The 15,099-nt window shown below is 73.0% G+C and carries 14 protein-coding genes; 7 read left to right on the top strand and 7 right to left on the bottom strand.

Features of this window, described 5'->3' with window-relative positions; all coding sequences use genetic code 11:
* Window positions 1-150 precede the first annotated feature (150 nt).
* The 3 genes from ACFHWU_RS22290 to manA are packed head-to-tail and all read left to right on the top strand — an operon-like array spanning window position 151 to window position 2,748.
* A complete protein-coding gene (locus ACFHWU_RS22290) occupies window positions 151-333 on the top strand; it encodes a Trm112 family protein (RefSeq protein WP_416556083.1) in 183 nt (60 codons plus the stop codon).
* Window positions 333-1,547 (top strand): SIS domain-containing protein, encoded by a 1,215-nt coding sequence (locus ACFHWU_RS22285; protein ID WP_416556084.1) that lies wholly within the window; start codon window positions 333-335, stop codon window positions 1,545-1,547. The genes ACFHWU_RS22290 and ACFHWU_RS22285 overlap by 1 nt, the downstream gene beginning before the upstream one ends.
* A 10-nt stretch (window positions 1,548-1,557) precedes the next feature.
* The gene (manA, locus tag ACFHWU_RS22280) at window positions 1,558-2,748 is read left to right on the top strand and encodes a mannose-6-phosphate isomerase, class I (protein WP_416591463.1); all 1,191 of its coding nucleotides are present in this window, start codon (window positions 1,558-1,560) and stop codon (window positions 2,746-2,748) included.
* Between the two features lie 204 nt (window positions 2,749-2,952).
* On the opposite strand, the gene ACFHWU_RS22275 is transcribed toward manA, so the two are convergent.
* Complete coding sequence (locus ACFHWU_RS22275; RefSeq protein WP_278173964.1) at window positions 2,953-3,105, bottom strand: hypothetical protein; 153 nt, start codon at window positions 3,103-3,105, stop codon at window positions 2,953-2,955.
* 39 nt (window positions 3,106-3,144) lie between these two features.
* The gene (locus tag ACFHWU_RS22270) at window positions 3,145-4,230 is read right to left on the bottom strand and encodes an RDD family protein (RefSeq protein ID WP_416556113.1); all 1,086 of its coding nucleotides are present in this window, start codon (window positions 4,228-4,230) and stop codon (window positions 3,145-3,147) included.
* Here ACFHWU_RS22270 and ACFHWU_RS22265 point away from each other — a divergent pair.
* Window positions 4,229-5,263 carry a stage II sporulation protein M gene (locus tag ACFHWU_RS22265; RefSeq protein ID WP_416556088.1) on the top strand — a complete coding sequence of 345 codons (1,035 nt, stop codon included), beginning with the start codon at window positions 4,229-4,231 and terminating at the stop codon, window positions 5,261-5,263. The two genes, ACFHWU_RS22270 and ACFHWU_RS22265, sit on opposite strands and share 2 nt — an antisense overlap.
* Here the strand turns inward: ACFHWU_RS22265 and ACFHWU_RS22260 are convergent.
* From ACFHWU_RS22260 to ACFHWU_RS22240, 5 genes are read right to left on the bottom strand one after another with little or no spacing between them, the layout of a single operon-like run.
* Window positions 5,236-6,612: a DUF58 domain-containing protein gene (locus ACFHWU_RS22260; protein ID WP_416591466.1), complete on the bottom strand. Its 1,377-nt coding sequence runs from the start codon at window positions 6,610-6,612 to the stop codon at window positions 5,236-5,238. The two genes, ACFHWU_RS22265 and ACFHWU_RS22260, sit on opposite strands and share 28 nt — an antisense overlap.
* Before the next feature lie 43 nt (window positions 6,613-6,655).
* Entirely contained in the window at window positions 6,656-7,657 is a 1,002-nt protein-coding gene (locus ACFHWU_RS22255; protein WP_416556115.1) for an AAA family ATPase, read from the bottom strand.
* Window positions 7,651-9,060 carry a DUF4350 domain-containing protein gene (locus tag ACFHWU_RS22250; protein ID WP_416591462.1) on the bottom strand — a complete coding sequence of 470 codons (1,410 nt, stop codon included), beginning with the start codon at window positions 9,058-9,060 and terminating at the stop codon, window positions 7,651-7,653. The genes ACFHWU_RS22255 and ACFHWU_RS22250 overlap by 7 nt, the downstream gene beginning before the upstream one ends.
* The gene (locus ACFHWU_RS22245; protein WP_416556090.1) at window positions 9,057-9,695 is read right to left on the bottom strand and encodes a DUF4129 domain-containing protein; all 639 of its coding nucleotides are present in this window, start codon (window positions 9,693-9,695) and stop codon (window positions 9,057-9,059) included. Before ACFHWU_RS22245 ends, ACFHWU_RS22250 begins: the two co-directional genes overlap by 4 nt.
* A complete protein-coding gene (locus ACFHWU_RS22240; RefSeq protein ID WP_416556091.1) occupies window positions 9,692-10,552 on the bottom strand; it encodes a hypothetical protein in 861 nt (286 codons plus the stop codon). Before ACFHWU_RS22240 ends, ACFHWU_RS22245 begins: the two co-directional genes overlap by 4 nt.
* Before the next feature lie 208 nt (window positions 10,553-10,760).
* On the opposite strand from ACFHWU_RS22240, the gene mtrA reads away from it, so the two are divergent.
* From mtrA to ACFHWU_RS22225, 3 genes are all read left to right on the top strand, one after another.
* Entirely contained in the window at window positions 10,761-11,450 is a 690-nt protein-coding gene (mtrA, locus tag ACFHWU_RS22235; RefSeq protein ID WP_281551702.1) for an MtrAB system response regulator MtrA, read from the top strand.
* Between the two features lie 130 nt (window positions 11,451-11,580).
* Window positions 11,581-13,269, top strand: coding sequence for an MtrAB system histidine kinase MtrB (gene mtrB / locus ACFHWU_RS22230; RefSeq protein ID WP_416556116.1), 1,689 nt, complete (start codon window positions 11,581-11,583; stop codon window positions 13,267-13,269).
* Window positions 13,266-15,092: an LpqB family beta-propeller domain-containing protein gene (locus ACFHWU_RS22225; protein WP_416556092.1), complete on the top strand. Its 1,827-nt coding sequence runs from the start codon at window positions 13,266-13,268 to the stop codon at window positions 15,090-15,092. The genes mtrB and ACFHWU_RS22225 overlap by 4 nt, the downstream gene beginning before the upstream one ends.
* Window positions 15,093-15,099 lie beyond the last annotated feature (7 nt).

Raw genomic sequence — 15,099 nt, 5'->3', positions numbered from 1 at the left:
TCTACCGGAGACCTCGCTGTTTACCGGGCAGCGACACGCCGAAAGTCGTCACCCGCCCACGGCCGACTTTGATACACGCCCTAGGATCTTCACCGGAAGGCGCACCCCGGGACGGGGTCCGTCGGCGAGACACGTGGAAGGAGCCATCCGATGGCCCTGGATTCGCAGCTGCTGGAGATCCTCGCCTGCCCGGACACGCACCACACGCCGTTGACCTACGACGCTGCCGCGTCGACCCTCACCTGTCCGGAGTGCTCGCGGGTCTTCGAGGTGCGGGACGGGATTCCGGTGCTGCTGCTGGATGAGGCCCGCCGGCCCGGCGAGGCCGGCTGATGGCGGTTCCGATCGACGGCACGTCCGGGGTGGTGGGTCGACGGGTCGCCGACGAGGCGTTGCTCGACGACGTGGACGGGCTCAACTCGACCGATCCCGGCGGCATGCTGCGGTTCACCGCGTCGGCCGGTGCCCAGGTGCGCGAGTCGGCGGCGCTGGCCGCCGAGGCAAACCTCGGGGTGCTCACCGACGAGGGGCGGCCCCGGGCGGTGGTCATCGCCGGTATCGGTACCGCCGGGCGGACCGGTGACGTGCTGGCCACTGTGGCCGGCCCGCGCTGTCCCGTACCGGTGATTCCGCACCGCAGCGCCGGTGTGCCCGGCTGGGTCGGCGCGGCCGACGTGGTCATCGCGGTCAGCGCCTCGGGGCGCAGCCCGGAGGCGCTGGGTGCGGCTCAGGCCGCGGCCCGGCGCGGTGCCCGACTGGTCGCCGTCGGGCCGCCCGACTCGCAGCTGCAGTCGGTCGCCGAAGGGGTACGCGCCCCGTTCGTCCCGGTGCCACGGCGCGCTCCGGCCCGGGCCAGCCTCTGGGCGTTGACCGTGCCGGTGCTGCTGGCCGCGCGGGCGTTGGGCCTGGTCAAGGTCAACGAGGCGGATCTGGCGGAGACGGCGGCCCGGCTGGACGCCGACGCCGAGCGGTGCCGCCCGGCCGCCGAGTCGTTCGTCAACCCGGCGAAGGCCCTCGCTCTCGGGCTGGCCGGCTCGGTGCCGATCGTCTGGGGCTCGTCGCCGGTGGCGTCGGTCGCCGCCCGCCGGTTCGGCGACACGCTGTCCACGAACGCCCGCTACCCGGTGGTCACCGGGGCGCTCGGCGAGGCCGGCCGGGGTCGGGTAGGGCTGCTCGACGGGGTCTTCGGCGGCCTGGGGGAGTCGACCCGGGACATTTTTGCCGACCCGGACGACGACGATGACCAGTCCGAGTCGCCGACCCGGCTGCGTCTGGTGCTGCTGCGCGACGGTGGGCTGAACCCGGAGGACGACGCCGACGAACCCTTCGTGGTCGAGGAGCGCCGGGCCGAGGCGGTGCAGACCCTGGCGGACCGGCGCGGTGTGCGGTGCGACGTGATCACCGCGGAGGGCGGTTCGGCGCTGGAACGGCTCGCCTCGTTGATCTCGGTCCCCGACTTCGCCTCCGTCTACCTGGCGTTGGCGCACCATCTGGACCCGATGGCGGTGCCGGCGGTGAGCGAGATGAAGGAACTCTCCACCACCTGAGGCGGGCGTCGTGGAACTGTTGACCGGCCGGATCCGGGACTACGCCTGGGGGTCGCGGACCGTCATCGCGCAGCTGCAGGGGCGCCCGGCTCCGGCACCCGGGCCGGAGGCGGAGCTCTGGCTGGGTGCCCACCCCGGCGCGCCGTCCCAGGTGCGGCGGGGCGGGGCGCTGGTCGGGCTGCCGGAGCTGATCGACCAGGATCCGGTGGGCTGGCTGGGCGCGCCGACTGCGACCCGGTTCGACGGGCGGCTGCCGTACCTGATGAAGGTGCTGGCCGCCGAGACACCGCTGTCGTTGCAGGCGCATCCGGACGCGGCGCAGGCCCGCGCCGGGTACGCCGCGCAGTCGAAGCTGCCGTCCACCTCGGCGGGGCGCAACTACGTCGACCCGCACCACAAGCCGGAGCTGTTGGTGGCGCTCAGCGAGTTCGATGCGCTCTGCGGCTTCCGGGCACCGCAGCAATCCGCCGAGGTGCTGGCGGAGTTGGGCGTCGACGAGATGGAGCCGGTGATCAAGGCGTTGCGGGTCGGACCGGGCGGGCTGCCGGAGGCGATGGAGCGGTTGCTGCGATGGCCGGGGCCGCAACGGCCGGCTCTGGTCGCGGCGGCGGTGGCGGGCGCCGACCGGCTGCCGACGCGGTACGCCGCCGACGCGGCGCTGCTGCGCCGGCTGGCCGGGCACTATCCGGCCGACCCCGGGGTGCTGGTGGCGTTGCTGCTCAACCAGGTCACCCTGGCTCCAGGAGAGGCGATCTGGATGCCGGCCGGCAACCTGCACGCGTACCTGCGGGGTGCCGGCGTGGAGGTCATGGCGGCCAGTGACAACGTGCTGCGCGGTGGGTTGACCCCCAAGCATGTCGACGTCGCGGAGCTGCTGCGGGTGTTGCGCTTCGAGGTGCTCGACGACCCGGTGGTACGCATCCAGCGGGTCGCTTCCGGGGTGGTCACCTGGCCGGTGCCGGTCGCCGAGTTCGTGCTGCACCGGGTTGTGCTCGACACTGACGTGCGGCGGGTGTCGGTGCCGGTCGAAGGCCCCCGGGTGGTGCTCTGTGTCGCCGGTGAGGTCACCGTCGACGACGATGTGGCGGCGGTGTCGGTCCGGGCCGGGCAGGCGGCGGTGGGGCCGGCCGGCGGGACGCCATTGGCGGTCTCCGGCACTGGGACGGCCTTCGTCGCCTCGGTCGATCCGTCGATCGACTAGCCGGCTGCTGGCGGACAAGCACGCGGGGCGGCCGGGTGAGCGTCCGCTCCGCTCACCGACAGCCGCCCCGCGCATCCCCCCGGTTTGGTTCCCCCGCGCGTCAGCGTGACGATCATCGTGACGCGACGTAGCCATAGACTCGCAGCGAGTAGTCAGGCTGTCAAGCTAATCCGGAAATTACCGACTCGTGGCGTGCCGGCGAGGTCAACCCTGGGAGCGGCTGCCCGGTCGGACCCAGGTCCAGATGCAGTACGCCAGCCAACCGAGGGCCAGCGCGGTGGCCAATGGGCGCAACCCGACCGCGTTCAACAGGATCACCAGGGCAAGGACGACCAACCACGGGAGGAATGCCTTCACGGCACCGATGCTGCCACACCTGGCCAGTCGTAAGCCGGTTCACGACAGTGCGGATCCGGGCGGCCGCTCTCGGTCGGATCGTGCGCCGGCAGTGCGCAGCGTGCTGGCGACCGGTGGACGGCGCACCCCGGTCCAGTCCGGCTGCTCCGCCGTCGGGCCCAGCCACGGTGGCCGCGGCCAGCTGCCGCGTGGCCAGTCCGGTCCATCCCGCTGCGTCGGCGCGACCGACTCTGGCGCGGCGGCCCGGACCGGCGCCGTCGGACGCGGGGCGCTTGTGCGCGCCGGACTCACCGCAGCGAGTTCCGGCCAGAGCGCGGCGGTCACCGCCCTGGTCCGGGCCAGCCGCTGCGCCGACCGGCGACGGCGTTCGGCGAGAACCGCCGCCAGGTAGGCCCAGTCCGGAACACCGGCCGGCGGCGGGGGAGTGACCACCGCCGCGACCTGTTCGGTCACCAACCGGACCAGGTCGGAGCGGGTTGGTTCGGCGAATCCGTGCCCCCGGGCGAGCAGATGCCGTACGTCCAGCGCGAGGTCGTCGTCGAGACGGCTCAGATCGAGGGTACGGGCCCAACCGGCGAGCACCGGCGGCATGTCCGGCACCCACCCCCAGGCCGCCGGGGCCCGATCGTGCACCACGACCGTGCCGGCGGCCAGGTCGCCGAGGCGTTTGCCGTCCCGGTTGATTGCCAAGGTCACCAGGCTGGCCAGCCAGGTGAGCGGCGGCAGCAGCAGACCGGGCCACTCGGCGGCCACGCCGACCAGGGCACGGGTCAGCGAGTGCCGGAAACGTGGCGGGCTGCCGTCGTCGCGTACCACCCGGATGCCGACCGCCAGTTTGCCGACGGTACGGCCGGCGTTCAACGTCTCGCACAGCACCGGGTAGCCGACGAGCACCACGACGGCGCCGACCGTGAGTAGGGCCTGCCCGAGCGCCTCGTCGACCTCGATGGACGCGCGCATCGATGCGAGCAGCAGCCCGGCCAGGACCGCCAGCACCACCGCGATCAGCGCCTGCACGACGAGGTCGACGAGCAGGGCCAGCAGCCGCGAGCCGAGCCGGGCCAGCCGTACCTCCACCTCGACAGCTTCGCCGCTGACCAGCCTGCCGCCCCCGGTTGTCTGCATGGCCACCCTGCCAGTGAACACTATGGGACGGGAGGTGACCGTGGACCTCGACGCGTACGTGGCGGAGCACGAGCCCCAGTGGCGACGACTGGAACAGCTCGTGCGTGCCCGGCGACTAACCGTCGCCGAGGTGGACGAGCTGGTCGCGCTCTACCAGCGGACCGCCACCCACCTGTCGGCGGTCCGCAGCCGCTCGCCGGACCCGGCGCTGGTCGCCCGGCTGTCCCGGCTGGTGCTGGCGGCCCGCGCTCGGCTCACCCGGGGTCGGGGATTCTCCTGGGCCCGGGTAGGCCGGTTCTTCAGCGTCGGGTTCCCCCGGGCGGTGTTCCAGGCGGCGCCCTGGTGGGCGGCGGTGGCCGTCGCCTTCTGCACGCTCACCGGCTTTCTGATGTGGTGGGTGGCCGGCAATCCGGACAGCGCCCGGCTGCTGATCGGTGACCAGGCCGCCGCTGAGCTCGCCGAGTCGAGCTTCGCCGGCTACTACACCCGGTACGCGGCACCGAACTTCGCCGCCCAGTTGTGGGCGCACAACGCCTGGCTCGCCGCGCAGTGCCTGGCCGCCGGCATACTGGTGGCCCCGGTGCTCTACCTACTCTGGGTGAACGCGCTGAACCTCGGGGTCACCGGTGGGGTGATGATCTCGTACGACCGGGCCGATGTCTTCTTCGGGCTGGTCACGCCGCACGGTCTGCTGGAATTGACCGGCGTCTTCATCGCTGCCGGCGTGGGGCTGCGGATCGGCGGGGCGTGGATCGCGCCGCCGGCGCACCTGACCCGGGGCCGGGCGGTCGCCGAGGCCGGGCTCTCCGGCGTACTGGTGGCGCTCGGGCTGGTGTTGCTGTTCGCGGTGGCTGGGCTGATCGAGGCCTTCGTCACCCCGGCACCGCTGCCGACCTGGCTGCGGGTCGCCATCGGGGTCGCCGCCTGGCTCGCTTTCCTCGGCTACGTCCTCATCCTCGGCTCCCGGCACCCCGCTGATCCGGCCCGGCGCCCCGCCGACCCGGTTCAGAGCCGGCCGAGCAGTTTCAGCTGAAGGTAGAGGTCGGCGAGCCGGCCGGCGAATCCCGGCGCGGCCGCGTCCAGCACCGGGACGCCGTGCCGACGCAGCGCACCACCGACCCGGTCCCGCTCGGCCGTGGTCTGTGCTGCGGAGGCGGCCAGGTATGCGTCGGCGACGTCGCGCACCGGCCCGTTGACGACGGCCGGCACCGCCGGATCCCCGACCGCGGCCACCACCACCTGGTGCCGGGCGACGAGTCGGGGCAGCACCGGCAGCAGTCCGTCGCCGAGCGCCGCCGGCTCCAGCGCGGTGCAGAGCACCACCAGGGACCGGCGAGTCTCCCGGCGGAGCAGCTCACCGGCCATCAGTTCGTGGTCCGTTTCCACCAGCGTCGGTTGCAGCACCGCCAGTTCGGCGACCAACCGGGGCAGCAGGGTCTGTCGGCTTGCGCCCCAGATCCGGGCTCGGACCTTCGTGTCCACCGCCAGCAGGTCGAACCGGTCGCCGGCCCGGTGTGCCAGCGTGGCCAGCAGCAGCGCGGCGTCGATCGCCACGTCCAGCCGGGGCTGGTCGCCGACGCGGACCGCCGACGTGCGCCCGGTGTCCAGGACGAACACCACCCGCCGGTCCCGCTCCGGACGCCAGGTCCGGACCAGTACGTCGGAGCGCCGGGCGCTGGCTCGCCAGTCGATCGACCGTACGTCGTCGCCGACCACGTACTCGCGCAGGTTGTCGAACTCGGTGCCCTGCCCCCGTCCCCGGGCCGCCCGCATGCCGTCGATCACCCGCAGCCGGGCCAGTTTCTCCGGCAACAGCCGCCGGGAGTCGAAGCGGGGCAGCACCCGCAGCGTCCACTGCGGGGTGGCCGGCCGTCGGCGTCGTTGCCGGAACGCCAGCCCGAGTGGGCCGGTGGACCGGACGGTCACCTCGACGGCGCGGCGGTCGCCGCGACGGGTCGGGCTGAGTGCGGCGGGTAGTGCGGCGGTAGCTCCCGGTGCCAGCCGTACCCGCCAGATGGGTCCACCGCCGACGGTGCCGGCGGGGTAAGTGGCGGTGCCGGCGCGATCGGCTGGATCGGTGCCGGCGCTCTCGGCGGGGGCGGCGCCGGCCGACGGGGTCCAGGCGTCGCGGACCTCGGCCCGCAGCCGCCGTCGGGAGCCGTTGCGCAGCCGCAACGTCACTGTCGCCGTAGTGCCGAACCAACTGGTCCGGTCGCCGTCGCGGCGCAGCTCCAGGGCGCTCAGCGGGGCGGCCCACGCCAGGTCGATCAGCGCGAACAGGGCCACCGATCCGGTGACGATCACCAAACCCAGCCATGGCCGCGGCCACCACGGCAGGGTCACCGCGCCGGCCCCGAGCAGCACCGCCGCCCGCCAGGTCAGCACGGCGGCCGTCCGGCCCCGGCCGGCGGCGCCACCAGCCCGGTCACCGTGGCGTCGGGACGGCGCCGAGCACCGATTCGAGTACGGCGTCCTCGGTGACCCCCTCCAACTCCGCCTCCGGCCGGAGCCGGATCCGGTGCCGCAGGGTGGCCCGGGTGACCGCCTTCACATCGTCCGGTGTGACGTAGTCGCGGCCGGCCAGCCACCCCCACGCCTTGGCTGTGTTGAGCAGCGCGGTGGTGCCCCGCGGTGAGGCACCGAGCGCCAGCGCGGGAGCCGTCCGGGTGGCCCGGCACAGGTCCACGATGTAGCCGAACACCTCTTCGCTGACCCGTACCTGCCCGATTGCCCGGCGGGCTGCGGCCAGGTCGGCCGCCCCGGCGACCGGGCGCACCCCGGCGGCGGCCAGGTCCGCCGGATCGAAGCCAGCGTGGTGGGCCCGCAGCACGCCCAGTTCCTCGTTCCGGGTGGGCAGCGGTACGGACAACTTGAGCAGGAATCGGTCGAGTTGTGCCTCCGGCAACGGGTAGGTGCCCTCGTACTCGATCGGGTTCTGGGTGGCGGCCACGATGAACGGTGCCGGCAGCGGCCGGCGGACCCCTTCCACCGAGACCTGATGCTCCTCCATCACCTCGAGCAGGGCCGACTGCGTCTTCGGTGGTGTCCGGTTGATTTCGTCGGCGAGTAGCAGGTTGGTGAAGACCGGGCCTTCCCGGAAGGTGAACGCGGCACTTCGTGGATCGAAGATGAGTGACCCGGTGACGTCGCCCGGCATCAGGTCCGGGGTGAACTGCACCCGCTTGGCGTCCAGATCCAGCGCTGCGGCGAACGCGCGTACCAGCAGGGTCTTGGCGACGCCGGGGACGCCTTCCAGCAGCACGTGCCCGCGGCAGAGCAGCGCGATGACCAGACCGGTGACCACGGCGTCCTGCCCGACCACGGCCTTGGCGACCTCGGCTCGCAGCCGGCGCAGCGCGTCGCGGGCGGCGTCGTGGCCGGCGAGGTCGGCGTCGATGTCGGCGGTCACGCTGGGTCGGGTCACCAGGGTTCTCCTTCGATCGCGGATGGGGACCGGGGTGCCGGAGCCACCGGCCCGCCGGACGGTGTCCGTTCCGCTTCATTTGCCGGGTTGATGCGGTTGGCCGGATCGGCGACCTCGGTGGGCAGGGCGGCCAGCCGCCGGGCCAGGTGCAGCAGGTCGCCGTCGGTGGTGGGCGGCGGCCCGTACAGCAACGCGTCGATCTGCTCGGCGGACGCCCCGGTCCGGTCGGCGACCGCCGCCACGACGTCCGCCGGTTGAGGTTGATCCGGCAGATCCAGCATCGGGACAAGCCGGGCCAGTGCGGCGGTACGCAGGATACCCGTGGTGGGGGCCCGTTCCCGGGACCGCCGGTAGAGCTGCCCTCGGCCCAGCATCGTCTCGGCAACCGGAACCGTCACCGGCAGCGCCTCGGACACCGGTGGACCGAACCGGCGGGCCCGCCACAGCACCAGTACCAGGGCGGCGACGGCCAGCTGGGCGAGCAACGCCCAGAACCACGGCGGAAAAGCGTCCAGCAGGGTGTCCTGCGGTGGCCGGACCTCGCTGGCCACCGGTCCGTGTGGTTGCCCGGTCGGCTGGGCGCTGACCTGCGGGCCGGCGCCGGGGTCGTCCTCGCCGAGGTGGATCGACGGCTGCTGCACCGGCTCCCCGGGTTCCGGTGGGGTGTCCGGGCGGGCGAGGTCGAGCCAGACCACCTGCGCACGGGTGCCGAGCAGTTGGGCGGCGAACCGAGCGTTGCGGTGCTCGTCGAACCGGTCGTTGCGGAACGGGTCGCTCGCCCCGACCACCACCAGCTCGGCCTGCCCCCAGTCGAGCCGGGCCAGGCCGGCATCGAAGCACAGGTCGAACCGGTCCGGGTCGATTCCGGGCGGGGCAGCGTAACGCTGCCGTACGGCCGCCGCCGGTCCGGTGTCGGCCACCTCGGGCAGTGCGCACCGCCGGTCGTCGTGGTCCGGATCGTCGACCTGGGCCGCCCAGCGCCGGGTGCGGCGCTCGACCGGCAGCGGCTCGCCACGTAGCAGCCGGGCCGGCGGGTCGACCAGCAGCACCCGGGTCCCGGCCGGCATCCGACCGAGCGCCTGCAGGTAGTCCCGATGAACCAGGGTGGGTGCGGGAACGAACAGCGTGGTGGGTCCGGTCAGCGCGGCGCGGATCGCGTCGACGGTCCCGTCAACGGAGTGGACGGTGATGCCGTCGTCGCGCAACGCGGCGGCGAGGTCGCTGCCGCCGTCCGGGCCGTGGTTGGTCGGGGAGAGGAAGCCGGGCCGGGTCGGGTCCGGGTGGGTCAGCTGGTACGCCACGGCGGTGCCGACGAGCAGGACGCCGACCACCGTGAACGGGATCGCGATCCGCAGCCACCGCCGCCGCCGTGGCAGCCCTTGGCGGCGAACACCGGGCCGGGTCACCGTCGCCGGCCCGGTCGCTGGCCGGCGGGCCGACGGTCCTGGTCGAGTGCGTGACGCAGCTGGCCGGCGAGTTCGCGCATCCGCCGGTCGTGGCCGGGCAGTGCCGGCTGTTCGCCGTACCACACGTCGCTGAAGATGCCGCCGGCCTCGGTCAGCACGGGGTGGGCGGCCGGCTCGGCCCGCCCGGCCACATCGGCGAGTTCGGTGACGGTCCAGCTGGGGCGGTCGGTGAGCACCCCGTGGTCGGCGATCTCCACGACCATCGCGCGCAGCCGTTCCCGGATTGCCTCGGCGTACCGGCCCTGGTCGGCGTACCGGTCGGCGAGTGCGGCCGGAACGTCGGTCGACCGGGGCGGCGGCACCGGCGAACCACCGGGGCGGCCGTCGGCGGCCGCCGCCCGCCGGCGGCGCCAGCGGCGTGGATCGAGCGCGGCCAGCCAGCGGGGCAGGCCGGGCGGTGCCGGCCAGCCCCATGGACCGGGCCGGCGCCGTGGCCACCAGCGGGGCCAGTGGAACCATCCGAGGGCGGCCAACGCGGCGCCGGCCATCAGCAGCACTGTGGCAAGGGGCAGCGGGACGACGTCGCCGACGGCGGCGACGAACTCGGTCCACCAGCGGCTCACGGTCGTGATCACCTGCCGGCCACCGGTAAACCGGCGTCCGGTCTCACCGACGCTGCGGCCCGGGAGGCGGCCGTCGGGATCGACGCCCGCCGTAGGCGGATGTCCAGTCCTTCGGTGCGCATCCGCGTCTCCACGTGCAGGACGGCGTCCAGGCAGGCGAGTGCCGGGTAGCCGACCGCGTTGAGAAGTGTCCAGCCGGCGACGGTCGCGACGGCGAGCCACGCCGCGTCCCGGTCGACCAGGTTCACCGCGCCGATCGCCAGGCCGGCGCGGATGACGAACCAGATCAGGTAGCCCAGGACGCGGATCAGCCCGGCGCGCAGCCCGGCGCGGGTGGCGAGCGCGGCGGACCGGGCCAGCGACTGCCAGACCGGCACCCGGTCCAGCACCACGGCCGGGACCGCCAGCCCGAGGACCGCGTACCCGATGAACCAGACCGGTCCGGCGAGCGCGGCGGCGAACATGATGGTCCCGGCCGCCCAGGCGACCAGCACGACCGCGGCGAACCGGCCGCCGCGCGGGTCGAGCAGCCGGGCCCCGGTGATGTGCCGACCGGACAGCGCCCCTCCGGCCGCCCGCGAGGTGAGGCCGCCGAGCATGGCGATCGCCGTCGCTTCGAGGGCCGCCCCGGCGGCGAGCAGCAGCCAGTAGAGGCCGAGCCGGTTCCAGCTCGGCAGGTATCCGGGGGCGGTGGTTCCGGCCGCCTCGCGCAGTGGGAGCAGCAGCAGTTGCTCACCGAGAGCGAGTACGGCGCCGACGGTCAACAGGACGGGTGCGTGGCCGCGGAGCAGACCAACGGCTGCGTCCAGCAATTCGCCCGTGGTGAGCGGGCGCAGCGGCAGCACGTCGGGCAGGCCGGCGTGATCCACGCGGACTCCTGGTGACGAGGTGGCCGATGGTTCGGACGGGACGCTGGCCTACCATCGTGGCACGCGGATCGCCGTCAGCCGCTGTAGGGCGGCGCGATGTCCGGAATGTCGTGACCGGGCGGGGATGTCATGACCGTGCCGCAGTGCTGTGACCGGTCCGGCCGGTGGCGGTGCCCCGCCGATGGAACCGGGATGGAATATTGGTCACATGAGAGCCCGCGTGCTGGTTGTCGATGACGATCCCGCCCTGGCGGAGATGATGGGTATCGTGCTGCGCAGCGAGGGCTTCCTGCCGTCGTTCGTTGCCGACGGTGAGCGGGCGCTCGCCGCTTTCCGGGACAATCGGCCGGACATCGTCCTGCTCGACCTGATGCTGCCCGGGATGAGCGGGATCGACGTCTGCCGGGCGATCCGCTCCGAATCGGGCATCCCGATCGTCATGCTCACCGCCAAGAGCGACACCGTCGACGTCGTGCTCGGCCTGGAGTCCGGCGCCGACGACTACGTGGTGAAGCCGTTCAAGCCCAAGGAGCTGGTCGCCCGGATGCGGGCCCGGCTGCGCCGGGGCGAGGACGTCGCGCCCGAACTGCTCACCATCGGGCCACCGGGGAACCAGATCACCATCGACGTGCCGGCGCACACCGTCAGCCGCGACGGTGCGGAGGTGAAGCTGACACCGTTGGAGTTCGACCTGCTGGTCGCGCTGGCCCGTAAGCCGCGCCAGGTGTTCACCCGTGAGGTGCTACTGGAGCAGGTCTGGGGTTACCGGCACGCGGCCGACACCCGGCTGGTGAACGTGCACGTGCAGCGGTTGCGCGCCAAGATCGAGCCGGATCCGGAGCGACCCGAAATCATCCTCACCGTTCGGGGCGTGGGCTACAAGGCGGGCACCGGCTAGCCTGGTCGGTACTGTGGCTGGCCGATCCCGCACCGTGTCCGACCTGATTTCCCGTGTCAGTGGCGCACTGCGCCCGGCACGGGAGCTGCTGCTGGCCCGGACCCGGCCGGTGACCAGCGGCGCCCAGCGGATGTGGCGCAGGTCCCTGCAGCTGCGGGTGGTGACCATCACGCTGGTCGCGTCCGGTCTGCTGGTCGGCGGGTTCGCGTACATGGTGGCGTCGCAGAGCACCAACATTCTGCTGGACCGGGCCCGGGAGGACGTGCAGCGGCGGCTGACCCACGGGCGGGACTACGCCGCCGAGCAGATGAGCGTGCATCCGCAGTACTTCGACCCGCAGGTCCGGGTGACCTTCGAGCTGACCGTCAGCAACCTGGCCGGGGGCGACCCCGACCAGGTGGGTGGGGTGGTCGTGGTGATGGCGGCGAGCGGCTATCCACTGATCCAGTCGGCGACATCGCCGGCGGTGGACGCGTCCGGCATGATCAGCGACGAGCTGGCCCGGCACGTCGGCTCCGGTGCCCAGGCGCATCAGATCCGCACCGGTGACCTCGGCGAGGGGCGGCTCAAGTATCTGGTCTACGGCTCCCCGGTGCCGACCAAGTTCGGTCAGGTCGAGCTCTACTACCTGGTGCCGCTGACCACCCAGGATCAGGCCGCCAACCAGATCCGGGCGACCGTGCTCATCACCGGACTGGCCCTGGTGATGCTGCTCGGCCTGCTGGCCGCGCTGGTCACCAGGCTGGTCGTCACACCGGTACGGGTAGCCGCGCGCACCGCGCAGCGACTCTCCGCCGGGCTGCTGGACCAACGGATGGTGGTCGACGGCGAGGACGACCTGGCCATGCTGGCCGCCTCGTTCAACCAGATGGCGACCAACCTGCAGCGGCAGATCACCCGGCTGGAGGAGATGTCCCGGCTGCAGCGTCGGTTCACCTCCGACGTGTCGCACGAGCTGCGCACCCCACTGACCACCGTACGGATGGCCGCCGATCTGCTCTTCGCCGAGCGGGACGGCTTCGACCCGGCGGCGGCCCGCAGCGCCGAGCTGTTGCAGACCGAGCTGGACCGGTTCGAGAGCCTGCTCACCGACCTGCTGGAGATCAGCCGGTTCGACGCCGGGTTCGCGGTGCTGGACTCCGAGCCGACCGACCTGGTGCCGGTGGTCCGCCGGGTCGCCGACCGGCTCGACGGGCTGGCCGCACGGCTCGGCGTGCGGATCGAGCTGCGACTGCCCCCGACGCCGGTTATCGCCGAGGTGGATCCCCGGCGGGTCGAGCGGGTGCTGCGCAACCTGGTCGGCAACGCCGTCGAGCACGGCGAGGGCCGGCCGGTGGTGGTCACTCTCGGCGTCGACGACGCGGCGGTCGCGGTGACCGTACGCGATCATGGGGTTGGCCTGCGGGCCGGGGAGGACAAGTTGGTGTTCAACCGCTTCTGGCGGGCGGATCCGTCCCGTGCCCGGCAGACCGGTGGGACCGGTCTCGGCCTGTCGATCAGCGTGGAGGACGCCCGGCTGCATGGCGGCTGGCTCGAAGCGTGGGGTGCGCCCGGTGAGGGTGCCCAGTTCCGGCTCACCCTGCCGGCCCGGGCCGGTGACCGGCTCACCTCGTCACCGCTGCGGCTGGTACCGGGGGACCGCCGGCCGCCGCCCGGCGGGTCGGACGGTGCCGATCCGGACGAGCCGTGGCGGGCGCCGACGCAGCCCGCACCCTCGGCCGCCGAACCGGTCGGCAGGATGGTGGTCCTCCCGGAGCAGAGCACCGGCTCCGGCGGCCGGGCCAGTGACGGTGTGGCCGCGACCGGAGCGGCACCGTGATCCGCCGGTGGCGTCGACTGGCGCTGCTGTCGGTGCTCGCCGGGGTACTGGCCGCCGGGTGCGGCATTCCGGAGAACACTGAGGTGCGGGTCGACGGGCAGGGTCCGGCACCCGGCCTGCCGACCGGTGGCAGCGGTGCCCAGACGCCGGCCTCGCGGCTCGACGAACGCAACAACACCGAGGCGTTCGTCGTCAACTTCCTGCAGGCCGCCGCCGTGGAGGCGGAACGGGCAGTGGAACAGGTACGCGAGTACGTCGCGCCGCAGGACCGTGCGGACATTCGCGACCCCAATCCCGAGGTCGCGCTGACCGTGGTTCGACTGCGTGAACGTCCGCAGATCACTCGGGCCGAGGCCGGGGTGGAGGAGGTGGCGCTCGACGTCCAGCAGCTCGGCCTGCTGCGGCCGAACGGCGCGTTGGAGCCGCTGCCCGCCCAGGAGCCGGAGTTCACCGAGTACACCTTCCAGGTCGGGTCGGTGGCCGGTGAGACGGGCAAGTTCGTCCTCAACCCGCCGGCGGCGCTGCTGCTCAGCGTGGACGCGTTGAACACGTTTTACCTGCAGCGCACCATCTACTTCTGGGACACCAGCCAACGGGCGCTGGTGCCGGATCTGCGTTACCTGCCGGTGGCGGTGCCGTTGGAGCGTCAGCGCACCGTTCTGCTGGAGATGCTGATCAGCGGGCCGTCGAACTGGCTCGCCTCGGCGGTGCAGGCGCTGCCGAGCGGCATCCGCTCGGGTGGCAACGTGCCCGACACCGGAGACCGGCTTAAGGTCACGTTGATCGCCGACGCGACTCCGTTCGCCGACGACCGCGAACTCGACCGATTGGCCGCCCAGCTGATGTGGTCGCTGTGGCCGGAGTTCGACAACGACCTGGAGTTGACCATCCAGGGGCAGACTCCGAAGGTGTACCCGGGTGCCGACCTGCTGGCGATGAACGGCACTCAGGCGCTGCCCGAGACGCCCGAACGGTTCACCGTCTACCAGGGCCGGGTGCACCGATTGCGCAGCTCGGCGCGCTCCGGCGAGCCGATCCCGGTGCTCACCGAGGAGGTCAACCAGAACGTGGTCACCGCCGGCTTCACCCAGGTCGGTGGCGGCACGTACGCGGCCCTCGCGGTGGCCGACGGCGGCGCCGAGCGGCTGATCGTCGGCGCGGCGACCGGGGCGGGCACCAGCTTCGACGCCAGCACCCGGACCTTCGACGACATCGGCCGGCCGGTCTGGCTCAAGGCACCAGGTGACGTGGGACTCGTCGTCGCGGACGGCGGGCTGTACTCGTTCCGGGTCGGCAGCGGTGCGGTCGAGCAGATCACGCTGCCCGGGGTGACGGGCGAGGTGCAGTCGGTCGGTGCGGCCCCGGACGGTCACCGGATCGCGCTGGTGGTCGACGGTCGGCTGTACGTGGCCGCGCTGAACCGGGGCGGCAAGGTCGAGGTGCTGCCACCCCGTCGGGTGCCGACCTCGCTGTCCGACCTCACCCAGGTCGACTGGGTGGCCGAGACGCTGCTGGTGGCGGCCGGCACGAACCCAGACGGGCGGGTCAGCCTGTACGACGTGACGGTGGACGGCGCGATCGAGACCAGTTCGCTGCGGGACCTCGGCGGGGCGAGCGTGACCCACCTGGCCGGCTATCCGGCGAACCCGGTCAGCGGCGGCACGGTCGGTGCCCGGATGTACGTCGCCAACGGTGTGCCGTACGACCTGTTCGAGCCGAGCGAGCAGATCCGGCCGGAGGAGATCGAAGGGGTGGAGCCGGGCGAGACCGAGGAGCCGGAGAACCCGGTTACCAATCCGACCGCCCCGTTCTTCCTGTACTGACTGACCT

Source organism: Micromonospora sp. LOL_015 (assembly GCF_048060275.1).
In the GTDB taxonomy this organism is placed as follows: Bacteria; Actinomycetota; Actinomycetes; order Mycobacteriales; family Micromonosporaceae; genus Micromonospora_E.
Note: the sequence above shows the minus strand (reverse complement) of the source record. Positions and strands in the feature narration are given on the sequence as shown.